Source organism: Pseudomonas shahriarae (genome assembly GCF_014268455.2).
GTDB classification, from domain to species: domain Bacteria; phylum Pseudomonadota; class Gammaproteobacteria; order Pseudomonadales; family Pseudomonadaceae; genus Aquipseudomonas; species Aquipseudomonas shahriarae.
This window is the reverse complement of the sequence record NZ_CP077085.1, coordinates 4473232-4497117: the sequence shown is the minus strand read 5'-3', so window position 1 is coordinate 4497117 and position 23886 is coordinate 4473232. Positions and strand designations below refer to the sequence as shown.

The following is a 23886-nucleotide window of genomic DNA, read 5'->3' as shown; positions in this document are numbered from 1 at the left end:
GCCGTCATCGCGGTCTAGAGCGAAGCCATCTCGGTCTCAGCCTCAACCACCGTCGCCGCCTGCAATTGACGCATCTGCTCACAGCCCCACAACACCCGCTCCGGGGTCGCCGGCGCATCAATCTTCGGTTGATGGCGATAGTCACCCAGGCTCGCCACCGCATCCTTGATCGCGCACCACGAAGCAATCCCGAGCATAAATGGCGGTTCGCCCACGGCCTTGGAATGGAACACCGTGTCCTCCGGGTTCTTGCGGTTTTCTACCAGTTTGACCCGCAAATCCAGGGGCATGTCCGCCACGGCCGGAATCTTGTAGCTGGCCGGGCCATTGGTCATCAGCTTGCCCTTGTTGTTCCACACCAGCTCTTCCATGGTCAGCCAGCCCATGCCCTGGATAAAGCCGCCTTCGACCTGACCAATGTCGATGGCCGGGTTCAGCGAGGCGCCCACGTCGTGGAGGATGTCGGTGCGCAGCATCTTGTACTCGCCGGTCAGGGTGTCGACGATCACTTCGCAGCAGGCTGCGCCGAAGGCGAAGTAGTAGAACGGCCGGCCCCGCGCCTGGCTGCGGTCGTAGAAAATTTTCGGGGTCTTGTAGAAGCCGGTACTCGACAGCGACACCTGGGCGAAATACGCCTGCTGGATCAGCTCCTCGAACGTCAGGATCAGCTCACGCACCCGCACATGGCCGTTGTGGAACTCCACGTCCGCCTCGCTGACGTCGTACTTGCGCGCAGCGAACTCCACCAGGCGTTGCTTGATGGTTTCGGCGGCGTTCTGCGCGGCCTTGCCGTTCAGGTCGGCGCCGCTGGAGGCGGCGGTCGGCGAGGTGTTGGGCACCTTGTCGGTGTTGGTCGCGGTGATCTGCACCCGGTCGATTTCCACCTGAAAGATCTCGGCCACCACTTGCGCGACCTTGATGTTCAGGCCCTGGCCCATCTCGGTGCCGCCATGGTTCAAGTGGATGCTGCCGTCGGTGTAGATATGGATCAACGCGCCGGCCTGGTTGAGGAAGCTGGCGGTAAACGAAATACCGAACTTCACCGGCGTCAGCGCCAGGCCCTTTTTCAGGATCGGGCTGTGGGCGTTGTACAGGCGGATCGCTTCGCGGCGTTCGGCGTACTGGCTGCTGGCCTCAAGCTCGGCGGTCATTTCTTCGAGCATGTTGTGCTCGACGGTCTGGTAGTAGTGGGTGACGTTGCGCTCGGTCTTGCCATAGTAGTTGGCCTTGCGCACGGCCAGCGGGTCCAGGGCCAGATGGCGGGCGATGGCGTCCATCACTTCCTCGATGGCGACCATGCCTTGCGGGCCGCCGAAACCACGGTAGGCGGTGTTGGAGGCGGTGTTGGTCTTGCAGCGATGACCGTTGACGGTGGCATCGCCCAGGTAATACGCGTTGTCGGAGTGGAACATCGCCCGGTCGACAATCGAGTTCGACAGGTCCGGCGAGCAGCCGCAGTTACCCGCCAGGTCCAGATTGATCCCGTGCAGGCGGCCGTTGTCGTCGAAGCCCACGTCGTATTCGATGTAGAACGGGTGGCGCTTGCCGGTCATCAGCATGTCTTCGACCCGTGGCAGACGCATCTTGGTCGGCTGGCCGGTCAGGCGCGCCACCACTGCGCACAGGCATGCCGGGCTGGCGGCCTGGGTTTCCTTGCCGCCAAAACCACCGCCCATGCGGCGCATATCCACCACGATTTTGTTCATCGACACGTCCAGTACTTCGGCCACCAGTTTCTGCACTTCGGTGGGGTTCTGGGTGGAGCAGTAGACGATCATGCCGCCGTCTTCGGTGGGCATCACCGAGGAGATCTGGGTCTCCAGGTAGAAGTGTTCCTGGCCGCCGATATGCAGGGTGCCCTGGATACGGTTTTTCGCGCTCGCCAGGGCGCTCGCCGAATCACCGCGCTGGTGGGTGTGGCTGTCCAGCACGAAATGTTTATTGCGGAAGGCCTCGACCACATCCAGCACCGGCTCCAGGTCTTCGTATTCGATCACCGCGGCCATGGCCGCCTTGCGTGCGGTTTCCAGGTCGCGGGCGGCGACGGCCAGGACTACCTGGCCGACGAACTGCACGGTGTCGATGGCCAGCAACGGGTCGCCGGGCATCAGCGGGCCGATGTCTTTCAGGCCCGGTACGTCTTCGTGGGTGATGACAATGCGCACACCGTCAAAGGCGTAGCAGGGTGCGGTGTCGATACTGAGGATTCGGGCGTGGGCGCGGTCGGACATGCGCGCATACAGGTGCAACTGGTTGGGGAATTCCAGGCGATCATCAATGTACTGCGCTTCGCCCGACACATGCTTGGCGGCGCTGTCATGCTTGACGCTACGCCCGACCCCGGACGTCAGGTCCTGGGCAAACTGCGCGGCCATTTCGGCTTGGGTTTTTACCACGGCGTGATGGTTAGACATAAGCGGTCACCCGAGTCTCGATGTGCGGCGTTTGCAGTTCGATGAAGTATTTGCGCAGCAGGTTCTGGGCGCTGAGCAGGCGGTATTCCTTGCTCGCACGGAAGTCCGACAGCGGGGTGAAATCCTCGGCCAGGGCCGCACAGGCTTTCTCCACGGTGGCGCTGTTCCAGGTGGCGCCGATCAGCAGGGCCTCGCAGTGTTGTGCGCGTTTGGGGGTGGCGGCCATGCCACCGAAGGCGACGCGGGCATCGCTGATCACCCCATTGTCGAACTTCAGATTGAAGGCTGCGCAGACTGCCGAGATGTCATCGTCCAGGCGCTTGGAAACCTTGTAGGCGCGAAACAGCGCGTGGCCCTTGGGCACGATGATCTTCTCGATGAACTCACTGTCCTGACGGGCAGTGACGCGGTAGTCGATAAAGTAGTCTTCCAGGGCCAGGGTGCGGCGCACGTTGCCCTTGCACAGCACGATCTGCGCGCCGAGGGCGATCAGCAGCGGCGGCGAGTCACCGATGGGCGAGGCGTTGCCGATATTGCCGCCGAGGGTGCCCTGGTTGCGGATTTGCAGGGAGGCGAAGCGGTGCAGCAGGTCGCCGAAGTCCGGGTACTCGTGGTGCAGCGCGCTGTAGCAGTCGGAGAGGGCGGTAGCGGCGCCGATTTCCAGGCGGTCGTCAAAGGTCTCGATGCGCTTCATGGCTTCAATGTTGCCGACGTAGATCATCACCGGCAGCACGCGGTGGAACTGGGTGACCTCCAGCGCCAGGTCGGTACCGCCGGCCAGCAGCCGGGCTTGGGGGTAGGCGTCGTAGAGGTCGGCCAGGTCGGCGACGGTCAGGGGCACCAGGCAGCGTTTGTCGCCGCTGTTCAGTTCGCCGGTTTGCGTCGGCGCGATGGCCTTGAGGCGGGCGATGGTCTGCGCCTCGCGGCTGTCGAACTGGTCCTGGGGCTTGTTGCAGCAGGCTTGCTCGGCAGCGGCCAGGATCGGCCGGTAGCCGGTGCAGCGGCACAGGTTGCCGGCCAGGGCTTCGTGGGCCTTGGCGCTGTCGGGGGCGTCGCTGTTTTTTTGCAGGGCGAACAGCGACATTACAAAACCGGGGGTGCAGAAACCGCATTGGGAACCATGGCACTCGACCATGGCCTGTTGCACGCTGTGCAGTTGGCCCTGGTGCTTGAGGTCTTCCACGGTGATCAGTTGTTTGCCGTGCAGGGATGAGACAAACGTCAGGCACGAATTGAGGCTGCGATAGCGAATCTGCTCGGCACCTTGCTCGTCGGTATGCAGCTCGCCGACTACCACGGTGCAGGCACCACAGTCGCCGCTGGCGCAGCCTTCCTTGGTTCCGGATTTGCCCAGGTGCTCACGCAGGTAGTTGAGCACAGTCAGGTTCGGGTCCAGGTCATGCTCGCTACGGAGCTCCTGGTTGATTAAAAACTGGATCACGGAAGGCCTCGCAGACTCATTATTGTTGTTAACCGCTTTGCGCCGAATCTAGTCATGTCTGACTTTTCGGTCAACGATTTTCTGACCAGAAGGTCAAGAAAATGCGATTGCAACACCTTTGATTATGGTTCAGATCCCTGTAACCGCCGTTTTCAGGGGCGCCTGGGCTTTATCGTCTGCTTATTTCATGCCAAATTCGGCGTTGCTGGCTCAGTGATTGCGCTACACTGCCGCCCTTGTACCGATAGCAGATTTTGAAGGGAAAACATGACGTTCAAGGCGCCGGATAGTCTTGCCGAGCAAATCGCTCACCACCTCGCCGAACGCATCATTCGCGGCGATCTCAAGCCTGGGGAGCGGATCCAGGAACAGAAAGTCACGCTGGCGCTGAATGTCAGCCGTGGCTCCGTGCGCGAAGCCTTGCTGATCCTCGAGCGACGGCACCTGATCGCCATCCTGCCGCGCCGTGGCGCCCACGTCACCGAGCTCACCGCGCACAAGGTGCAGAGCCTGTGCACGCTGATGAGCGAGCTGTACATCCTGCTGGGCAATGCGGTCGCCGAAGGCTGGCAGACCCAGGCCGACATGGCGCCCTTCGTGCAGATCCAGCAACGGCTGGTGAGCAATTTCGAGCGCCAGGACATCCGCGCTTTTGTCGAAGAATGCTTCAATGTCATGCGCGCCGCGTACCCCTTTGCCAATAACCCGTACCTGCAGGAAACCGTCGAAAATCTGCAACCGGCGATGAACCGCGCCTATTACCTGGCCCTGGATCAACGCAAGGCGTCGATGAGCGAGTACCTGGCGCTGTTCGAGCAACTGCTCGCCGCTGTACTGGCCCGTGATCTGCCGCAGATCCGCCAAGTGCTCTCGGCCTATGGCCAGCGCAGTTGTTCACTGGTTATCGCAGCCCTGGCGGACGCCTAAGCGTGCGGCTCAAATGCATCAAACTGGCGGGGTTCAAATCCTTCGTCGACCCGACCACGGTGAACTTCCCCAGTAACATGGCGGCAGTGGTCGGGCCCAATGGCTGCGGCAAGTCGAACATCATCGACGCCGTGCGCTGGGTGATGGGCGAGAGCTCGGCGAAAAACCTGCGTGGCGAGTCGATGACCGACGTCATCTTCAATGGCTCCACCAGCCGCAAGCCGGTCAGTCAGGCCAGCATCGAACTGGTGTTCGACAACTCCGACGGTACCCTGGTGGGTGAATACGCCGCCTACGCGGAAATCTCCATCCGCCGCAAAGTGACGCGCGACAGCCAGAACAGTTACTTCCTCAACGGCACCAAGTGCCGGCGCCGCGACATTACCGACATCTTCCTCGGCACCGGCCTGGGCCCGCGCAGCTACTCGATTATCGAGCAGGGCATGATCTCCAAGCTGATCGAAGCCAAGCCCGAGGACCTGCGCAACTTTATCGAGGAAGCGGCCGGTATCTCCAAGTACAAGGAGCGCCGCCGCGAGACCGAAAACCGCATCCGCCGCACCCACGAAAACCTCGCGCGCCTGACCGACCTGCGTGAAGAGCTGGAGCGCCAGCTGGAGCGCCTGCACCGCCAGGCCCAGGCCGCCGAGAAATACCAGGAATACAAAGGCGAAGAACGCCAGCTCAAGGCGCAACTCTCGGCGCTGCGCTGGCAGGCCTTGAATGACCAGGTGGGCCAGCGCGAAGCGATTATCGGCACCCAGGAAATCAGCTTCGAAGCCCTGGTGGCTGAGCAGCGCAATGCCGACGCCAGCATCGAACGCCTGCGTGACGGTCACCATGACTTGTCCGAGCGCTTCAACCTGGTGCAGGGCCGCTTCTATTCGGTGGGCGGCGATATTGCGCGGGTCGAGCAGAGCATCCAGCACGGCCAGCAGCGCTTGCGCCAGTTGCAGGATGACCTGAAGGAAGCGGAGCGAGCGCGCCTGGAAACCGAGTCGCACCTGGGCCACGACCGCACCTTGCTGCTGACCCTCGGCGAAGAGCTGGACATGCTCATCCCCGAGCAGGAAATCACCAGCGCCGCCGCCGAAGAGGCCGCCGCCGCCCTGGAAGAATCCGAAACCACCATGCACGGTTGGCAGGAACAGTGGGATGCGTTCAACCTGCGCTCCGCCGAGCCGCGGCGCCAGGCTGAGGTGCAGCAGTCGCGCATCCAGCAACTGGAAACCAGTATGGAACGCCTGGCCGAGCGCCAGCGCCGGGTCCTGGAGGAGCGCGCCTTGCTGGCCGCTGCCCCGGAAGACGCGGCGATCATGGCGCTGAGCGAGCAGTTGGCCGAAAGCGAAATGACGCTCGAAGAGCTGGAAGCCAGCGAAGAACAGCAAGTGGAGCGCCTGGAGCAATTGCGCCAGGAACTGCAGCAGGCGACCCAGGCGCAGCAGCAGGCCCAGGGTGATTTGCAGCGCCTCAACGGGCGCCTGGCCTCCCTTGAAGCCTTGCAGCAGGCGGCACTGGATCCCGGCACGGGCACCGCAGAATGGCTGCGTGACCAGCACCTGGCCGAGCGTCCGCGCCTGGCCGAAGGCTTGAAGGTCGAAGCCGGTTGGGAACTGGCCGTGGAGACCGTGCTTGGCGCGGATCTGCAGGCGGTGCTGGTGGATGACTTTGGCGGGTTTGATCTGGCCGGTTTCACCCAGGGCGACTTGCGTCTGCTCAGCCCGGCAGCCGATGGCACCCGCGTGCCGGGCAGCCTGTTGGATAAAGTCGAGGCGCCGATTGATCTGTCGCCCTGGCTGGGCCAGGTCAAGCCGGTGGACTCCCTGGAACAGGCCCTGGCGTTGCGTGGCCAATTGGCCTCTGGCGAAAGCCTGATCAGCCGCGACGGCTACTGGGTCGGCCGGCACTTTTTGCGGGTGCGCCGCGCCAGTGAAGCCGAAAGCGGCGTATTGGCCCGTGGCCAGGAAATCGTCAACCTGAGTGCCGAGCGCGAAGAGCGCGAGGCGACCCTGGAGTCCCTGGAAACCCAACTGCAAACCCTGCGCGCCACCCAGCGCCAGCAAGAGACCGGCCGCGAACATTTGCGCCGCCTGTTGCAGGACGAAGCGCGCCAGCAGGGTGAATTGAAAGCCCAGCTCTCGGCCAGCAAGGCCAAGGCCGAACAGTTGACCCTGCGCCGTACCCGTCTCGATGAAGAAGTGGCCGAGATGGGCGAACAGCGCGCCCTCGAACATGAACAAGTCGGCGAAGCGCGCCTGCAGTTGCAGGATGCCCTCGACAGCATGGCCCTCGACACCGAGCAGCGTGAACTGCTGCTGGCCCAGCGTGACAGCCTGCGTGAACGCCTCGATCGGGTACGCCAGGAAGCACGCCAGCACAAGGATCACGCCCACCAGTTGGCGGTGCGCCTGGGCTCGTTGCGCGCTCAGCACGATTCCACGCGCCAGGCCCTGGAGCGCCTGGAGATGCAGTCCGAACGCCTGACGGAAAAGCGCGAGCAACTGAGTCTCAACCTGGAGGAGGGCGAGGCGCCCCTGGAAGAGCTGCGCTTGAAGCTCGAAGAGTTGCTCGATAAACGCATGAGCGTCGACGAAGAACTCAAGACCGCGCAGATCGCTCTGGAAGACGCCGACCGCGAACTGCGCGACGCAGAAAAGCGCCGGACTCAGGCCGAGCAGCAATCACAATTGATCCGCAGCCAGCTCGAACAGCAGCGCATGGAATGGCAGGCCCTGACGGTGCGCCGCAAAACCTTGCAGGATCAGTTGCTGGAAGATGGCTACGACCTGCACGGCGTACTCAATACCTTGACCGCCGAGGCCAACGAGAAAGAAGCCGAAGAAGAACTTGAGCGCATTGCCGCGCGCATTCAGCGACTCGGCGCGATCAACCTCGCCGCCATCGACGAATACCAGCAGCAGTCCGAGCGTAAACGTTACCTGGATGCCCAGAACGCCGATCTGGTGGAAGCCCTGGACACCCTGGAAAACGTCATTCGCAAGATCGACAAGGAAACCCGTAACCGCTTCAAAGATACCTTTGATCAGATTAATGGCGGTTTACAGGCCTTATTCCCAAAAGTTTTCGGCGGTGGCAGCGCTTACTTGGAACTGACGGGCGAAGATCTACTCGATACAGGGGTAACGATCATGGCGCGGCCTCCGGGCAAGAAGAACAGCACCATCCATTTGTTGTCCGGCGGCGAGAAGGCCCTGACCGCATTGGCCCTGGTGTTTGCCATCTTCAAGTTGAACCCGGCGCCGTTCTGCATGCTCGATGAAGTTGACGCGCCGCTGGATGACGCTAACGTTGGACGCTATGCCCGCCTGGTTAAAGAGATGTCCCAGACGGTGCAGTTCATCTATATCACCCACAACAAGATCGCCATGGAAATGGCGGATCAATTGATGGGGGTGACCATGCATGAACCGGGCTGTTCGCGACTGGTGGCGGTGGATGTGGAAGAGGCGATGGCAATGGTGGAAAGTTAGCGCCAAGTTGCTAGCTTCAAGGGGCATGAGTGTCGGCTTGAAGCTTATGATTTGTAGCTTAATTCCTGCGTCAGCCGACACATTTTGCGCCAACTGTGTAAAGTTATCTTTGGTCGTGCTAGTTTAATGTCAATTTTTCGTATGCGTGGGCAAAACGTCAGTCAGAACATAGAGTTGGCGCCACGTTTTAAAGCGGTTTGCACGGTGCTAAACCCCTTATTTTTCAGCATTTTTTATAGAGGCAAGGGATTACATGGAAATCGGTCTGCGCGAGTGGCTGATCGTCATCGGCATTATTGTAATAGCCGGTATTCTTTTTGATGGCTGGCGCCGTATGCGCGGCGGCAAGGGCAAGCTGAAATTCCGTCTGGACCGTAACCTGTCCAATTTGCCCGACGACGACGGCGCTGCCGAGCTGCTGGGGCCGCCCCGTGTCCTGGACACCCATAAAGAGCCGCAGCTGGACGAGCACGACCTGCCGTCGATGAGCGCCCCGGTGCGTGAAGCCCGCGAACCGTCGTCCAAACGTGGCAAGCGCGGCAGCGCTGCTGTGGCCGAGCCGCATCAGGGCGACCTGAACCTCGACGTGGACGAAGGCCCGAGCTTCAGCAGCCGCGATGGTGATTTCCCGGATGAAAGCCCGGCCAAGAGCGCGCCACGTGAGTCCACCAAGGACCAGCCGGCAGCTGAAGAAGTGCTGGTGATCAGCGTGATCTGCCGCGACGCGGCCGGTTTCAAGGGCCCGGCGCTGTTGCAGAACATCCTGGAAAGCGGCCTGCGTTTCGGCGAGATGGATATTTTCCACCGTCACGAAAGCATGGCCGGCAACGGTGAAGTACTGTTCTCCATGGCCAACGCGGTCAAGCCGGGCACCTTCGATCTGGACGATATCGACCTGTTCAGCACCCCTGCCGTGAGCTTCTTCCTCGGCCTGCCAGGCCCGCGTCACCCGAAACAGGCGTTCGACGTCATGGTGGCCGCAGCCCGCAAGCTGTCCCAGGAGCTCAATGGCGAGCTCAAGGACGACCAGCGCAGCGTGCTGACCGCCCAGACCATCGAACACTACCGTCAGCGCATCGTCGAGTTCGAGCGTCGCGCCCTGACACAGAAACGCTGAGGACGGGTCTTCAGCGTTGTCAGTAGAATTAAGCGCACTAACATATTGAGCAGCTTCGGCTGCTCTTTTGCTTTATGAGAGAACACCCATGACCGCCGCCCACACCCGCATTCTCGAGCTGCGCGCTGAACTGGATCAGCACAACTACCGTTACCACGTACTCGACGAGCCGAGCATTCCGGACGCCGAATACGACCGGCTGTTCCACGAACTCAAGGCGCTGGAAGCCGAGCACCCGGACCTGGTGACTCGCGACTCACCGACGCAGCGGGTCGGCAGTGCGGCGCTGTCGGCCTTTACCCAGGTGCGTCACGAGATCCCGATGCTCAGCCTGGGCAACGCCTTTGATGAAACCACCATGCTGGAGTTTGATCGCCGCGTTACCGAGGGTCTCGACCTGCCGGTGGGCGATCTGTTTGGCGGTGGTGCGGCGGTGGAATACAGCTGCGAACCCAAGCTCGATGGCCTGGCGGTCAGCCTGCTGTATCAGGATGGCGAGTTGGTGCGCGGCGCGACCCGTGGCGACGGCACCACGGGCGAAGACATCAGCGTGAATGTGCGCACCGTGCGCAATATCCCGCTGAAACTGCAGGGCGCGGGCTGGCCGGCGACGCTGGAAGTGCGCGGTGAAGTGTTCATGTCCAAGGCCGGTTTCGAGCGTTTGAACGCCACGCAACTGGAAGTCGGCGGCAAGACCTTCGCCAACCCGCGTAACGCGGCGGCGGGCAGCCTGCGCCAACTCGACTCGAAGATCACCGCCAGTCGCCCCCTGGAGTTCTGCTGCTATGGCGTGACCACGGACATCAGCGACACCCATATCGGCAACCTGCAGCAGTTGCAGAAGTGGGGCATGCCCATCAGCCACGAGTTGAAGCTGGCCAAGGGGATTGAGGATTGCCTGGCGTACTACCGCGACATCGGTGAGCGGCGTAACAGCCTGCCCTATGAAATCGACGGTGTGGTGTTCAAGGTCAACAGCATCGCCTATCAGCGTGAACTGGGCTTTCGCGCCCGCGAGCCGCGCTGGGCCATCGCCCATAAGTTTCCGGCGATGGAAGAACTGACTGAATTGCTCGACGTTGAATTCCAGGTCGGCCGCACCGGCGCGGTGACGCCGGTGGCGCGCTTGAAGCCGGTCAAGGTGGCGGGAGTCACCGTATCCAATGCGACATTGCACAACATGGACGAAGTGGCGCGCCTGGGCTTGATGATCGGTGACACCGTGATCATCCGCCGTGCCGGTGATGTGATCCCACAGGTCGTGTCGGTGGTTACCGAGCGTCGCCCGGAAAATGCCCGCGCCGTGCAGATCCCGGAAAGCTGCCCGGTGTGCGGTTCCCATGTGGAGCGCACGCAACTGGTCAAGCGCAGCAAGGGCAAGGAAACCGTCAGCGAGGGCGCGGTGTATCGCTGTGTCGGGCGCCTGGCCTGTGGTGCGCAGCTCAAGCAGGCGATTATCCATTTTGTCTCGCGCCGGGCCATGGATATCGACGGCCTGGGCGACAAGACCATCGAGCAGTTGGTCGATGAGAAACTCATCGGCTCGCCGGCGGACCTGTACAAGCTCAAGTACGAACAGATCATCGACCTGGAAGGCTTCGCCGATGTTTCCAGCAAGAAACTGATCGCCGCCATCGAAAACAGCAAGACCCCAACCCTGGCGCGGTTCATCTACGCCCTGGGTATTCCCGATGTGGGTGAGGAAACCGCCAAGGTCCTGGCGCGTTCCCTGGCGTCCCTGGAGCGTGTGCAGCGGGCGTTGCCGGAAGTGCTGACGTACTTGCCGGATGTGGGCCTGGAAGTGGCGCACGAGATCCACAGCTTCTTTGAAGACGGGCACAACCAGCAGGTGATCGGCGCGCTGCTGTCGCCGGACGAGTGCGCGCTGGTCTTGCAGGACCAGGGTGAGCTGAGTGCCGAGTTCGCTGCCAGTACCACCCTGGGCGGCCTGCTCGACAAGTTGCATGTACCTTCCGTGGGGCCGGGAGCCGCGCAGAAGCTGGCGGACAGGTTTGGCTCCCTGGAGGGTGTTATCCAGGCCGATTGGCTGGATATGCGCCAGGCGCTGCCGGAGAAGCAGGCCAAGGCCGTGCGTGAGTTCTTCGATAACCCGGACAATGCCCATCGTGCGCTGGCCATCGAGCAGCAGCTCAAGGACTTCGGCATGCATTGGCAGAGCGAGAAGAAGGTGGTTGAAGGCTTGCCCGAGGCGGGGCATACCTGGGTGCTGACCGGCTCGCTGGAATTGATGAGTCGCGACGTGGCCAAGGCAAAGCTCGAAAGCCTGGGGGCCAAGGTGGCGGGTTCGGTCTCGGCGAAGACCCATTGCGTGGTCGCCGGGCCGGGTGCCGGCTCGAAACTGGCCAAGGCCAGCGAGCTGGGGCTGAAGGTCCTGGACGAAGAGGCTTTTGTCGCCTTCCTGGCCAGCCATAACATTCCCCTCTGATGACCGTTCCCACGCTTTGCGTGGGAATGCATTCCAGCACGTTCCGCGACCCAACAGCGGACGTAGAGGCCCATGGCGTCATTGCCAGGCAGAACGTGGGAACGATCTTGCGCGGTAAATGATCTAGTCTTGGGCACGCCCCTGGAGAGATCGCCATGTACCGCTTCTTCGAACAGCTCAGTTCGCGCATCGCCGCGCCATTCATGGGCGGGGCTTCGCGCAACAGCAAGGTCTGGCAGTGCCGTTGCGGGCAATCCCTGTTTTTTCGCAACAGCCAATGCCTGGCCTGTTCGGCGCTGTTGGGTTACCTGCCCGAGCAAGGCCGGCTGGCGTCCCTGCAACCGGGGTCAGTGGTCGATACCTGGCTGCAGGACGACAACCTCGACGCCGGCGCCTGGCGTCGCTGCGCCAACCTCGATACCCCTGCGGCCTGCAACTGGCTGATCCCGGCCTACAGCACCGCGCCGCTGTGTGTGGCGTGCAGCCTTAATCGCACCATTCCCGACCTGTCGATTCCGGAAAACCCCGAGCGCTGGCGCAAGGTGGAAACCGCCAAACGCCGGCTGGTGGCGCAATTGATCAGCCTGGGGTTGCAGGTGATCCCCAAAACAGTCGACGAGACCAATAGCCTGGCTTTTGACTTCGTGGGTATCGACCTGGCAGGCAAGGCCCCCACCACGGGCCATGCCAATGGCTTGATCACCCTGGATATCAAGGAGGCCGACGACGAGCACCGCGAGAAAATCCGCGTGCAGATGCGCGAGCCGTACCGCACCTTGCTCGGTCACTTCCGCCATGAGGTCGGCCACTACTATTGGGATCGCCTGATCGCCGGCAGTCATTGGTTGCAGCCGTTTCGCAGCCTGTTCGGCGACGAACGCGCCAGTTATACCGACGCCCTCGACCAGCACTACCAGAACGGCCCGCGCCCGGACTGGCAGCAAACCTGCGTCAGCGCTTACGCCACCATGCACCCCTGGGAGGACTGGGCAGAAACCTGGGCCCATTACCTGCACATGATGGACGCGGTCGACACCGCCCTGGGGTTTGGCATGAGCGCACGGGAGATGGACCTGGACTACCAGCCATTTCCCCTCACCACCCTCTATGACCCGCAGCACCCTGGCGGCGCGGCGTTCCTGTCGTTCGTCAACGCCTGGATCGAGCTGGCCGGCATGCTCAACGAACTGTCCCGCAGCATGGGGCAGCCGGATTTCTATCCCTTCGTGCTACCGCCGGCGGTGATTGCCAAGTTGCACTTCATCCACTTGGTGATCCAGGAAGAGGGCGGCCGTGCGGATGAGGTATTGAAAGCCCAATGATCAAAAGGTGCGAGGGTGTTCTTGAGGGCTATGGCAAGTACTTGAACCTCTTGGCTTTTTAATCCTGCGCCAACGGTTGTAACTTCCGATGAGATCGGTACAATGGCCCCGCTTGCCGAGAGGCCAGCGTCGTTATGGTGACCCCATCGGTCCCCCCGCAACGATTACCCGTGAACCTGGTCAGATCCGGAAGGAAGCAGCCACAGCGGGAACATTGTGTGCCGGGGTGTGGCTGGTGGGGTTGCCTCCATAACGCCCCCTCGCAACAACCCTCTTGTTTATTCCGCTATCCAATTCATCAGAATTTTTCACTTGCCCAGGCCTGATTGCGCCCGAGGCCAAGCTATTTGTACGCCGCGATTGCTCGCGGCGTTTTCGTGTGTGGCGATCAGCCTTTGTTGCGGTTGAAGAACTTGCGTGCGCCTGCCAGCAACGCCACCACGCCAATCACCAGAAACTTCTTGGCGGCCAGCAGGAAGATGCCGATCTTGGCAAACAGCCCGGCCTTGCCGGCAATCCCGCCAGCGACCAGCGCGGCCAGGCCATAAGAGGCCAGCTTGTCGGTGCTCGGGTTGTAGTCGGTGTAGAGGTTGCCGTCGGTGAAGTTGGTGAAGGCCAGGACCTTGGGCAGTTCCTGCTTGATGGTGGGCAGGTCGGCCATGGCGGCGACGGCGTTGAGTTCCAGCACGCCCTCGCGGCCCAGCACGCGGATGCTGTAGTTGAGGGTGTTCTGCTCGGCGTCGTCGGCTTTCAGTTCCCGGGCCCAGTACATCTTGTGGGACGGTTGATCGTAGTGCGGCGGTTCGGCCCAGCCCAGCAGGTGCAGGCCGGCATAGCCTTGCTTCTGGCGTTCCTTGTTGTCCTCGGCATCGTCTTCCTGCATTTGCTTGAGCAGTTCGGTGTAGTCGATTTTTGCCGCATCTTCGTCGGAAATATGCCCGTCGTCCTTGTAGCTGACAATCACGCCCCAGCCGCGTGCCGACAGTGGGCTGACGGCCTTGGGCACGATCATGCCCAGGGTGTTGAAGCCCGGCGGGTTGCCCCAGCCGTCGGTGAGCAGACGTTCGGTGTCGTTGGGATCCAGATAGTAGAACTCGTCGTTGAGCTTGAGCGTAGCGATGCCGCCGGGCAGGGTGACGGTGCCGGTTTGCTGCTTGAGGGAGGCGAGGAAGTGCTCGGCGGTTTCGGCGGGTGCGCTGGCTTCGACTGGCGCCGGGGCTGCGGTGGCATAGACCGGTGCGGCAGGCAGGCTCAAGGCGGCTGCCGCCACCAGCAGGCGGAGGTAGTTCATGGTAGTCCCTTACATTTTGAAATAACTTCGCGAGAGGATACCGAATCTGCCTGGGCCGCGCGAGTATGCTGGCAAAAGGCGTGGCCCAGCGCCTGCCAGGAGAGGGGCTGTCCGGTCGGATCATGTCAGTAGGCAAAGAGCAAAGAACAGGCGACGTCAGTGGCCTGCTCTTTTTTATGTCGTACGAGCTCTAAGGCTTGGACAAGGCCTGGTCTACCGCCGCTATCAGCTTTCCCAGATCCTTCGGGGTGGCTTTATGAATGACACCGAACAGATAAGCGCGCTGTTCTTCCTCATCGCCCAGATCGGCAAAAAAGACTTTCAGCTTCACTCCCAAGGCCTCCGCAAACAAGAACAGAGCGTCAACGCTGGGTGTATAGGTGCCGGTTTCGAAGCGGCTAATGGTTTTAGGGTCAAAACCGGTTTTCTCACCTAGTTCAGCCTGAGTAAGCCCCGCTACCTTTCGGTAGCGTCTGATGGCTGGACCCAAACTTGAAATTTGCATCGCTCAATTCCCATTTAGAATCAAGAACTTAACGATAAATATTGGCATTAGACAACGGCACGCACCATCACCTTTTCTTGCAAAATGTGATGTAATTCGTAGAATCGGCGTTTAGGACAAGTATTTGGCGGTGTCGTTTCACAGGGCACCTTTATGAAACAGGAAATCATTGCTTTCTCCTCACTTTCATAAAGGTAGTTGCAAAACAGTTGCTTGGCCGCAGCGCCAAGCTCGCTCTTGCGCGCCCACGCAACCCTCGCCTTTCACACCAGACGCTCGAATTAAAGCCTAGTTGATCTTCGCTAAACCGAAGGTCAGGTGCTGGGCAAAACCTGGTTTGGCTGCCCAATGGCGCCAGCCAGCCGATTGACGGTTTACCCGTCTGGAAATACCCCTCCATCTGCAGGATCTATCCGATCCTGAGCAGGTGGATCGAATGCTGTCCATGGAGCTTTAAAGTGCGCGTCAATTTGCCGGTCACCACAGTTGAACAGACTTTCGGGGAGCAGCAACGGCTCATTTCCGCAACTGACATCAATAGCCACATTACTTACTGCAACGACGAGTTTGCCGCCATGAGCGGCTTCACCCAGGCTGAACTGATAGGCAGTACCCACAATCTGGTGCGCCACCCGGACATGCCGCCCGCGGTCTTTGAGCTGATGTGGCGCTACCTCAAGGCCGGCCAGAGCTGGATGGGCGTGGTCAAGAACCGCTGCAAAAACGGCAACTTCTATTGGGTCAGCGCCTATGTGACGCCGATCCTCGAAGATGGTCGCCTGGTAGGTTATGAGTCGGTGCGGGTCAAGCCGACGCGCGAGCAGGTGCGGCGTGCCGAAGCGCTCTACGCACGCTTGCGTGCCGGGCGTTCGGCGGTTTCGCCGTTGCAGCGCCTGGGCCAGGTCGGCAATGCCCTAGCCGTTCCCGCCCTGGCGGCAGTGCTCGCTGGCGGGGCGATGCAATGGTTGCCGGGCGGGTGGGCGCAGGCCTCTGTCGCGCTGCTGTTTCTTGGCCTCGGCGCCTGGGCGCACCTGCGTCTGGGGCAGCAGCTCAAGCAGATTGTCGAGCACACGCCCAATACCTTTTCCGACCCTATCAGCGCCATGACCTACAGCGATGCGCTGGGCCCGGCTGCGCAACTGGAAATGATCCTGATCAGCGAAGAGGCGCGCTTGAAAACCGCGCTCACGCGTCTGAGCGACCTGGCCACCCAGATGGCCGAGGCTGCTGCTCATTCCAGCATGTTATCGGGCACCACCGAGTCGGCGCTGCTGGAGCAACGCGCGGAAACCGATATGACCGCCGCCGCCATGACCGAAATGGCCGCGTCCATCGCCGAAGTGGCAACCCATGTCCAGCAGACCGCCAGCGAAGCCCGCACCGCCAATGACCTGGCTGAGCAGGGCAGCCATGTTGTCGGCACCACACGCGAGGCGATTCAACTGCTGGCCAGTACTGTCACCCAGATCAACCAGGCGGTGGGCCATCTGGCCGACCAGACCCAGGAAATCCGTGTGGCCGCTAGCATGATCCAGGCCATCGCCGACCAGACCAACCTGCTGGCCCTGAATGCCGCTATCGAAGCGGCGCGGGCCGGCGAGCAAGGCCGTGGTTTTGCCGTGGTGGCCGATGAAGTGCGGGCGCTGGCGGGCAAGACCCGACAGTCGACCGAGCAGATCCAGGGCATCATCCAGAGTTTGCGTGCCGGGGCCGATCAGGCGGTGGACATTGCCAGCACCGGTATTCAAGAGGCCGAGCAAGGCGTGCAGCAGGTACTGCAAGCGCAACAGGCACTGCTGGGCATTCGTCAGGCGGTGGAACGCATTACCGGCATGAGTCAGCAAATGGCTGCAGCCTCACAGGAACAATCCCACGTCGCAGAGGATGTTTCACAACAGATCAATAACGTCGCGGCCACGGTACAAAAGACAGCGGGCAACGCCAACGCTGCAGTCACCCGGGGCCGGGAACTTGAAAGCATCTCTTCCGGGTTGCGTGCCCTGGTCGAGCGGTTCAACCGCTAGCCACCTAGAGCCACATTCATGGATGAGAAATACCGCAGGGCCGTGGATGCCGCCGCCATTTTCTCCGAGACAGACCTCACCGGCCGCATCACCTACGTCAACGACCAATTCTGCGGCATGTCCGGCTACAGCCGCGACGAGTTGCTGGGGCGTAACCACCGGATCCTCAGCTCCGGATTGCACCCTGCCGGGTTTTTCCAGGGCATGTGGCGCACCATCACCGAAGGCCGGGTCTGGCGCGGGGAAATCTGTAACCGCGCCAAGGATGGCTCGTTGTACTGGGTCGATAGCACCATGGTGCCGCTGGTCGATCAGCGTACCGGGAAGGTGCAGAAGTACGTGTCGATTCGTTTTGACGTCAGCGAAAAGCGTCAGTTGCTGCAGACCCTGCAATGGCGGGTCGGTCACGATGTGCTGACCGGGCTGCCCAATCGCGCTTACCTCTCCGAATTGCTCGTGCAGTCCCTGGAGTTTTCCCGCAACGAGCAAATCCCCCTGGCGGTGTGCATGCTCGACCTGGATGGCTTCAAGGCCGTCAACGACGGCTATGGGCATGCCAGTGGCGACTTGTTGCTGGTGGAGGTTGCGCGCCGTCTGCGTGAGATTATTCGTGGCGAAGATGTGGTCGCCAGGCTGGCCGGTGACGAGTTTGTACTGATCCTGCGCTACGTGCGCGATGCCGATGAGCTTAACGGCGCGCTGCGGCGGATCCTCACGGCCATCTCCGAGCCGTATTCGATCCAGGGCGCGCAGATCAACGTGTTTGCCAGTATCGGCGTGACCTTGTTCCCCCTGGACGATGAAGACGCCGATACGTTGCTGCGCCATGCCGACCAGGCCATGTATGTGGCCAAGCAAAGTGGCCGCAACCGCTACCAGCTGTTTGACGTGTCCCTGGAGCAGGAGGTCAAGGCCACCCACCAGACGGTCCAGCAGATTCGCCAGGCTCTGGCGGCGGGGGAGTTGTGCCTGCACTTCCACCCCAAGATCAACCTGCGCCACGGCCAGGTGGTGGGGTTTGAAGCGTTGCTGCGCTGGCAGCATCCGATGCGCGGGTTGGTGGCGCCCAAGGATTTCCTGTCGTTGATCGAGCAGACCGACCTGATCGTGGATGTCGGCGAGTGGGTGATGGATCAGGTGCTGGCGCAGATGCGTCAGTGGCAGGAGGCTGGGCACTGCTGGCCGGTCAGCGTGAACATCGCGGCCCGGCATTTCCAGCGTGCGGATTTTGTCGAGCGCCTGCAGCAACTGCTGGCCCAGCATCCCGATGTCGCGCCACACATGCTTGATCTGGAAATTGCCGAATCGGTGGCCATCGACCATATCCAACGGGTCACCGAGCACCTGGCGGCGTGCCAGGCGCTGGGGGTGCGGTTTTCCCTGGATGATTTCGGCACCGGCTATTCCTCCCTCAGCTACCTCAAGCGCCTGCCGACCCAGACCATCAAGATCGACAAGTCGTTTGTGCGTGACATCCTGCACGACAAGGACGACCTGGCCTTGACCCAGGCGGTGATCGGCCTGGCCCGGGCATTTGGCCGCGAAGTGATCGCCGAGGGCCTGGAAACTCTTGAACATGGCCAGTTGCTGCTGCGCATGGGCTGCGAAGTGGCCCAGGGTTATTACTTCGCCCAGCCCATGCCGGCTGACGAGGTGCCGGCCTGGGCCGCCGGGTTTGACCTGCTCAACTATGGTGCGGGCGACGATTGAGGCGGGCGCTCGCGGTCACCGGTGTAGAGCCTGATGATGCCGTCAATCTCCCCCGACATCTTCATGCGCAGCAATGTGCGCAAAATGTGCTGCACGGGCAAGGCTGGGTCGTTACGCACGTAGCAGCCCAGGCTCTGCTCCTCGATCACGGCCACTACGTGCAGCCTGCGGTCCACGGGTAGCCGCTGATTGAAGCGCTCCAGGGCCCATTCGTTGGTGACGGCATACCTGAAGCGTCCCGCCACCAGCTTGTGCAGCACTTGCTCTTCGCTGCGGGCGTCGTCGCGCTGCAGCTGGCCGTTGGCGAACAGCGGCTCGAGAGTCGGGTAGCTGTAGTTGAGCACGGTGCCGATATTCTGCGCAGCCAGCTTCGCCACATTCACCGACAACGGCGGGGCGTGGACGCTGACCAGCACATTACGCTGCACCAGCAAGGGGATGCTCCAGACATAATCGCCGGACAGGTTGCTCAGCCACGCCTGTGCGACGTAGCAGCGCACATCAATTTCGCCATGCTCCATGGCTGGGGCGATGCGGGCTCGGGCCAATACCTGGAACTGCGCCGGATGGCCAACCTGGGTGGCCAGGCTTAACATCAGGTCATACAAAATGCCCTGGGTCGGCTGGCCGGCCTCGATCTGCACCAGGGGCATGGCCCAGCTGTCGGAAATGGCGAAGCGCAACGGGGCGGGTGCCGCCAGGCTCAGTGTGGTGATCATCCATAAAGCGCCCAGGACTACGCGCATAAACTCTCCGAGATCAGCCCTTGGGAGGGGAGGCCACTACCAGCTTAGTCAGATTAGGCGAGCGTGCCGGATGCAATTTCGCCCCTGCTCCGCTAGCATTACCGGCTTCCGCTTCCCAGTTGCGACGGTTTTCGATGAGTTATCAGGTTCTTGCACGTAAATGGCGTCCGCGCTCGTTCCGCGAAATGGTCGGCCAGACCCATGTGCTCAAGGCTCTGATCAATGCCTTGGACAGCCAGCGGCTGCACCACGCCTACCTGTTCACCGGCACTCGCGGGGTGGGCAAGACCACCATTGCGCGGATCATTGCCAAGTGCCTGAACTGTGAGACAGGCATCACCTCCACCCCCTGCGGCACCTGCTCGGTGTGCCGGGAGATCGACGAGGGGCGCTTTGTCGACCTGATCGAGATCGACGCCGCGAGCCGCACCAAGGTCGAGGACACCCGCGAACTGCTCGACAACGTGCAGTACGCCCCCAGCCGTGGCCGCTTCAAGGTCTACCTGATCGACGAAGTGCACATGCTTTCCAGCCACTCCTTCAACGCCCTGTTGAAAACCCTGGAGGAGCCGCCGCCCTACGTTAAATTCATCCTGGCCACCACCGACCCGCAGAAACTTCCTGCAACGATTTTGTCGCGGTGCCTGCAGTTCTCCCTGAAGAACATGACCCCCGAGCGGGTGGTCGAGCATTTGACCCACGTGCTGGGGGTGGAGAACGTGCCGTTCGAAGACGACGCGCTGTGGCTGCTGGGCCGCGCCGCCGATGGTTCGATGCGCGACGCCATGAGCCTGACCGACCAGGCCATTGCCTTCGGTGAAGGCAAAGTGATGGCCGCCGATGTGCGCGCCATGCTCGGCACCCTCGATCACGGGCAAGTGTTTGACGTACTGCATGCGTTGATCGAAGGCGATGCCAAGGCGCTGCTCGAAGCCGTGCGCCATTTGTCGGAGCAAGGCCCGGACTGGAATGGCGTGCTCTCGGAAATTCTCAACGTGCTGCACCGCGTCGCTATCGCCCAGGCGCTGCCTGAAGGGGTCGATAACGGCCACGGCGACCGCGACCGCGTGTTGGCCCTGGCCCAGGCGTTGCCGGCCGAAGATGTGCAGTTCTACTACCAGATGGGCCTGATCGGGCGCCGAGACCTGCCCTTGGCCCCGGACCCGCGCGGCGGCTTTGAAATGGTCATGCTGCGCATGCTGGCGTTCCGCCCGGCGGACACCGCCGATGCGCCGAGACAGCCGCTAAAGCCAGTGGGGATCAGCCAGGCCACAGTTGATTCCGCCAAACCAGTGGCTGGCGCGGCGGTCGTCGCGCCAGTGATCGCGCCGGAACCTGTGGCAGTCACTGCCGCCCCGGTCGCGGTTGAGCCGGTGGCGCCTGTAGCGGTGCCGGAGCCGGTTGCCGAGCCTGAGCCCGCGCCTGTGGTCGATCTGCCCTGGAACGACCCGGTAGAGGCCGTGGCCGAGCAGGAGCCTGCAGTCGAGGCCGTGCTGGAAACCACCAGCGAGCAGCCCGAGCTCACGCCCATGCCCACGCCGACCCCCGATAGCGTAGTGCCGGACGCGCCGGAATGGGTCGCCGCCCCCGTGCCCGAGCCGACCATCGCCGAAGTGGACGCCGCTATCCCCGGCATCGACCTGGATGACGAACCGCCGCTGGACGAAGATTACATCGAGCCGGACATGGATTCGGCCTACAGCTACCTGGACGACCTGGCCAGCGAACACACCGCCGAGCCCGCGCCGGAGCCCGAGGCAGAACCTGCCGCGATGCCGGCCACCGGCCTCGCCCTGCAATGGCTGGAGCTGTTCCCGAAATTGCCGATCTCCGGCATGACCGGGAGCATCGCCGCCAACTGCACGCTGATTGCCGTCGATGGCGATCACTGGCTGTTGCACCTGGACCCGGCCCACAGTGCCCTGTTCAACGCGACCCAGCAGCGCCGCCTCAACGACGCCCTGAATCAGTTCCACGAACGCACCCTGACGGTGACCATCGAGCTGATCAAGCCCGAGCAGGAAACCCCGGCCCAGGCCGCCACCCGTCGCCGGCTCAACCGCCAGCGCGAGGCCGAGGAGTCGATCCAGGCCGATCCGCTGATCCAGCAGATGATGGAGCAGTTTGGCGCGGTGGTGCGACACGATACTATTGAACCTGTCGAAGCCCAGGCTGCAGCGGGCTGATAATTGCAGGCGCCGTGCCTTGAGGCTCGGCGCCGTATTGATCCACGTACTTTTGAGGTGATTCCCATGATGAAAGGTGGCATGGCCGGCCTGATGAAGCAGGCGCAGCAGATGCAGGAAAAAATGGCCAAGATGCAGGAAGAACTGGCCAACGCCGAAGTCACCGGTAAAGCCGGTGGCGATATGGTCAGCGTGGTGATGACCGGTCGTCACGACATCAAGCGTGTGAGCATCGACCCAAGCGTATTGCCGGGCATTGGCGAAGACGACCTGGAAATGCTCGAAGCCTTGTTCGCTGCGGCCGTCAACGACGCCGTGCGCAAGATCGAAGCCAACAGCCAGGACAAAATGTCCGGCGTGACCGCGGGCATGCAACTGCCGCCGGGCATGAAGCTGCCGTTCTGATCGACTCGCGCGACTGCAAAAATGCCAGGCATCGTGCCTGGCATTTTTGTTTGTGTCGGGCACAATCGAACGTCAGCCTTGCAATGGCTGTCTGCACTCTATACCGCTGAATTCAATCACCGATATAAAGGAGCCCCGCTGATGACCGAAGCCATGACCCTTAACCAGCGCATCGTCCTGGTATCCCGCCCGCAGGGTGCGCCCGTGCCGGAAAACTTCCGCCTGGAGCGCGTAGCGCTGCCAGACCTCGCAGACGGCCAGGTTCTGCTCAAGACCCTGTTCCTGTCCCTTGACCCCTACATGCGTGGGCGCATGAGTGACGCGCCGTCCTACGCCGCGCCGGTAGAAATCGGCGAGGTGATGACTGGCGGTGCTGTGAGCCGCATCGAGCAGTCGCGCAACCCCAAGTTCGAGGTGGGCGACCTGGTGGTCGGCGCCACCGGCTGGCAAAGCCATAGCATCAGCGACGGACGCAACCTGATGCCGGTGCCCAAGGGCCTGCCGAGCCCGTCCATGGCCCTGGGTGTGCTGGGCATGCCCGGCATGACGGCCTACATGGGCCTGATGGATATCGGCCAACCCAAGGCCGGGGAAACCCTGGTGGTGGCGGCGGCCTCCGGTGCGGTGGGCTCGGTGGTCGGCCAGGTGGCCAAGCTCAAGGGCCTGCGGGTGGTCGGCGTGGCCGGCGGTGCGGACAAGTGCCGTTATGTGGTGGAGGAGCTGGGGTTTGACGCGTGCATCGACCACAAGAGCGCGGACTTTGCCGAAGAGCTGGCCCAGGCCTGCGACAAAGGGGTGGATATCTATTATGAAAACGTCGGCGGCAAGGTCTTCGACGCTGTGCTGCCCTTGCTCAATCCCAAGGCACGGATCCCCCTGTGTGGCCTGATTGCCGGCTACAACGCCCATGAGGCGCCCACCGGCCCTGATCGCCTGCCAGCGCTGCAACGCACCCTGTTGACCAAGCGCGTGCGTATCCAGGGGTTTATCGTGTTCGACGACTATGGCGACCGCCACCCGGAATTTATCAGCGCCATGGCGCCCTGGGTGCGGGACGGCAAGGTCAAGTTCCGCGAAGACGTGGTCGATGGTCTGGAGCAGGCTCCCGAGGCCTTTATCGGCCTGTTGGAAGGGCGCAACTTCGGCAAGTTGGTCGTGCGTATTTGACGCTTATCCGAGGCGCGGGTATAAACCGCGTCTCGTTGTTTTGTCGGACCTTTGCCCCATGAGCTTCAGCCCTCTGATTCGTCAACTGATCGACGCCCTGCGCACCTTGCCGGGCGTGGGCCAGAAAACCGCCCAGCGCATGGCGCTGCAACTGCTGGAGCGTGACCGCAGCGGTGGCTCGCGACTGGCCCAGGCCTTGAGCCAGGCCATGGACGGTGTGGGCCATTGCCGCCAGTGCCGCACCCTCACCGAAGAAGAACTGTGCCCGCAATGCGCCGACCCCCGTCGCGACGATACGCTGCTGTGCGTGGTCGAAGGGCCGATGGACGTCTACGCGGTGGAGCAGACCGGCTATCGCGGGCGCTACTTCGTGCTCAAGGGCCACCTGTCGCCGCTCGACGGCCTGGGGCCGGAGGCCATTGGTATCCCGCAGTTGGTGGCGCGCATTGAAGGGCAGGGCACCTTTACCGAGGTGATTCTGGCCACCAACCCGACGGTGGAAGGGGAAGCCACGGCGCATTACATCGCCCAACTGCTGACCAACAAAGGCTTGATCACCTCGCGCATCGCCCATGGCGTGCCGTTGGGTGGCGAGCTGGAACTGGTGGACGGCGGCACCCTGGCGCACTCGTTTGCCGGGCGTAAACCTATCGCGCTCTAAGCCCAATATCCTCTGGCACGCTGGCTTGTGTGG

General features: G+C 62.1%; 16 protein-coding genes, 1 other RNA gene and 1 pseudogene. 13 read left to right on the top strand and 5 right to left on the bottom strand.

Going from position 1 to position 23886, the window contains the following annotated elements; translation table 11 throughout:
* Positions 1-14: 14 nt before the first annotated feature.
* Entirely contained in the window at positions 15-2414 is a 2400-nt protein-coding gene (xdhB, locus tag HU773_RS19920; protein WP_186625621.1) for a xanthine dehydrogenase molybdopterin binding subunit, read from the bottom strand.
* Complete coding sequence (gene xdhA / locus HU773_RS19915) at positions 2407-3855, bottom strand: xanthine dehydrogenase small subunit (protein WP_186625619.1); 1449 nt, start codon at positions 3853-3855, stop codon at positions 2407-2409. The genes xdhB and xdhA overlap by 8 nt, the downstream gene beginning before the upstream one ends.
* Before the next feature lie 267 nt (positions 3856-4122).
* Between xdhA and HU773_RS19910 the strand changes: the two genes are divergently transcribed.
* The 6 genes from HU773_RS19910 (at position 4123) to ffs (ending at position 13399) form a co-directional block, all read left to right on the top strand.
* The gene (locus HU773_RS19910; protein ID WP_057439508.1) at positions 4123-4782 is read left to right on the top strand and encodes a GntR family transcriptional regulator; all 660 of its coding nucleotides are present in this window, start codon (positions 4123-4125) and stop codon (positions 4780-4782) included.
* Positions 4783-4784: 2 nt separating this feature from the next.
* Positions 4785-8273, top strand: a complete 3489-nt coding sequence (gene smc / locus HU773_RS19905) for a chromosome segregation protein SMC (protein ID WP_057960330.1) — start codon at positions 4785-4787, stop codon at positions 8271-8273.
* Between the two features lie 253 nt (positions 8274-8526).
* Positions 8527-9390 (top strand): cell division protein ZipA, encoded by an 864-nt coding sequence (zipA, locus tag HU773_RS19900; RefSeq protein ID WP_057444921.1) that lies wholly within the window; start codon positions 8527-8529, stop codon positions 9388-9390.
* Between the two features lie 88 nt (positions 9391-9478).
* Positions 9479-11836, top strand: a complete 2358-nt coding sequence (ligA, locus tag HU773_RS19895) for an NAD-dependent DNA ligase LigA (protein ID WP_186625617.1) — start codon at positions 9479-9481, stop codon at positions 11834-11836.
* 155 nt (positions 11837-11991) lie between these two features.
* Positions 11992-13158: a zinc-binding metallopeptidase family protein gene (locus tag HU773_RS19890; RefSeq protein WP_186625615.1), complete on the top strand. Its 1167-nt coding sequence runs from the start codon at positions 11992-11994 to the stop codon at positions 13156-13158.
* A gap of 144 nt (positions 13159-13302) precedes the next feature.
* Positions 13303-13399, top strand: an RNA gene (gene ffs, locus HU773_RS19885) — signal recognition particle sRNA small type.
* A gap of 147 nt (positions 13400-13546) precedes the next feature.
* Here ffs and HU773_RS19880 read toward each other — a convergent pair.
* On the bottom strand, positions 13547-14449 hold the full coding sequence (locus tag HU773_RS19880) for a DUF2167 domain-containing protein (protein WP_057960327.1): 903 nt from the start codon (positions 14447-14449) through the stop codon (positions 13547-13549).
* Between the two features lie 190 nt (positions 14450-14639).
* A complete protein-coding gene (locus tag HU773_RS19875) occupies positions 14640-14954 on the bottom strand; it encodes a helix-turn-helix domain-containing protein (RefSeq protein WP_029298195.1) in 315 nt (104 codons plus the stop codon).
* Between the two features lie 458 nt (positions 14955-15412).
* Between HU773_RS19875 and HU773_RS27855 the strand changes: the two are divergent.
* The 3 genes and pseudogenes from HU773_RS27855 to HU773_RS19865 form a co-directional block, all read left to right on the top strand.
* A pseudogene (locus tag HU773_RS27855) lies at positions 15413-15694 on the top strand (PAS domain-containing protein); the annotation flags it as partial.
* A 216-nt stretch (positions 15695-15910) separates the two neighbouring features.
* On the top strand, positions 15911-16978 hold the full coding sequence (locus tag HU773_RS19870; protein ID WP_370693745.1) for a methyl-accepting chemotaxis protein: 1068 nt from the start codon (positions 15911-15913) through the stop codon (positions 16976-16978).
* An 18-nt stretch (positions 16979-16996) separates the two neighbouring features.
* Positions 16997-18688 (top strand): putative bifunctional diguanylate cyclase/phosphodiesterase, encoded by a 1692-nt coding sequence (locus HU773_RS19865; RefSeq protein WP_057960325.1) that lies wholly within the window; start codon positions 16997-16999, stop codon positions 18686-18688.
* Here the strand turns inward: HU773_RS19865 and HU773_RS19860 are convergent.
* Positions 18667-19434 (bottom strand): substrate-binding periplasmic protein, encoded by a 768-nt coding sequence (locus HU773_RS19860; RefSeq protein WP_057960324.1) that lies wholly within the window; start codon positions 19432-19434, stop codon positions 18667-18669. The two genes, HU773_RS19865 and HU773_RS19860, sit on opposite strands and share 22 nt — an antisense overlap.
* A gap of 134 nt (positions 19435-19568) precedes the next feature.
* Here HU773_RS19860 and dnaX point away from each other — a divergent pair, with 134 nt between their 5' ends.
* The 4 genes from dnaX (at position 19569) to recR (ending at position 23853) form a co-directional block, all read left to right on the top strand.
* The gene (gene dnaX, locus HU773_RS19855; protein ID WP_057960323.1) at positions 19569-21620 is read left to right on the top strand and encodes a DNA polymerase III subunit gamma/tau; all 2052 of its coding nucleotides are present in this window, start codon (positions 19569-19571) and stop codon (positions 21618-21620) included.
* Positions 21621-21686: 66 nt separating this feature from the next.
* Complete coding sequence (locus HU773_RS19850; RefSeq protein WP_057439500.1) at positions 21687-22025, top strand: YbaB/EbfC family nucleoid-associated protein; 339 nt, start codon at positions 21687-21689, stop codon at positions 22023-22025.
* 141 nt (positions 22026-22166) lie between these two features.
* Positions 22167-23192, top strand: a complete 1026-nt coding sequence (curA, locus tag HU773_RS19845; protein ID WP_057439499.1) for an NADPH-dependent curcumin/dihydrocurcumin reductase — start codon at positions 22167-22169, stop codon at positions 23190-23192.
* Positions 23193-23250: 58 nt separating this feature from the next.
* On the top strand, positions 23251-23853 hold the full coding sequence (recR, locus tag HU773_RS19840) for a recombination mediator RecR (protein WP_057439498.1): 603 nt from the start codon (positions 23251-23253) through the stop codon (positions 23851-23853).
* Positions 23854-23886 lie beyond the last annotated feature (33 nt).

What these genes read in the sequence shown, in the direction of transcription:
- xdhB (WP_186625621.1), bottom strand. Translation starts at nt 2,414, where the DNA reads ATGTCTAACCATCACGCCGTGGTAAAAACCCAAGCCGAAATGGCCGCG.
- HU773_RS19910 (WP_057439508.1), top strand. Translation starts at nt 4,123, where the DNA reads ATGACGTTCAAGGCGCCGGATAGTCTTGCCGAGCAAATCGCTCACCAC.
- zipA (WP_057444921.1), top strand. Translation starts at nt 8,527, where the DNA reads ATGGAAATCGGTCTGCGCGAGTGGCTGATCGTCATCGGCATTATTGTA.
- ligA (WP_186625617.1), top strand. Translation starts at nt 9,479, where the DNA reads ATGACCGCCGCCCACACCCGCATTCTCGAGCTGCGCGCTGAACTGGAT.
- HU773_RS19890 (WP_186625615.1), top strand. Translation starts at nt 11,992, where the DNA reads ATGTACCGCTTCTTCGAACAGCTCAGTTCGCGCATCGCCGCGCCATTC.
- HU773_RS19880 (WP_057960327.1), bottom strand. Translation starts at nt 14,449, where the DNA reads ATGAACTACCTCCGCCTGCTGGTGGCGGCAGCCGCCTTGAGCCTGCCT.
- HU773_RS19875 (WP_029298195.1), bottom strand. Translation starts at nt 14,954, where the DNA reads ATGCAAATTTCAAGTTTGGGTCCAGCCATCAGACGCTACCGAAAGGTA.
- HU773_RS19870 (WP_370693745.1), top strand. Translation starts at nt 15,911, where the DNA reads ATGCAATGGTTGCCGGGCGGGTGGGCGCAGGCCTCTGTCGCGCTGCTG.
- HU773_RS19865 (WP_057960325.1), top strand. Translation starts at nt 16,997, where the DNA reads ATGGATGAGAAATACCGCAGGGCCGTGGATGCCGCCGCCATTTTCTCC.
- HU773_RS19860 (WP_057960324.1), bottom strand. Translation starts at nt 19,434, where the DNA reads ATGCGCGTAGTCCTGGGCGCTTTATGGATGATCACCACACTGAGCCTG.
- dnaX (WP_057960323.1), top strand. Translation starts at nt 19,569, where the DNA reads ATGAGTTATCAGGTTCTTGCACGTAAATGGCGTCCGCGCTCGTTCCGC.
- HU773_RS19850 (WP_057439500.1), top strand. Translation starts at nt 21,687, where the DNA reads ATGATGAAAGGTGGCATGGCCGGCCTGATGAAGCAGGCGCAGCAGATG.
- curA (WP_057439499.1), top strand. Translation starts at nt 22,167, where the DNA reads ATGACCGAAGCCATGACCCTTAACCAGCGCATCGTCCTGGTATCCCGC.
- recR (WP_057439498.1), top strand. Translation starts at nt 23,251, where the DNA reads ATGAGCTTCAGCCCTCTGATTCGTCAACTGATCGACGCCCTGCGCACC.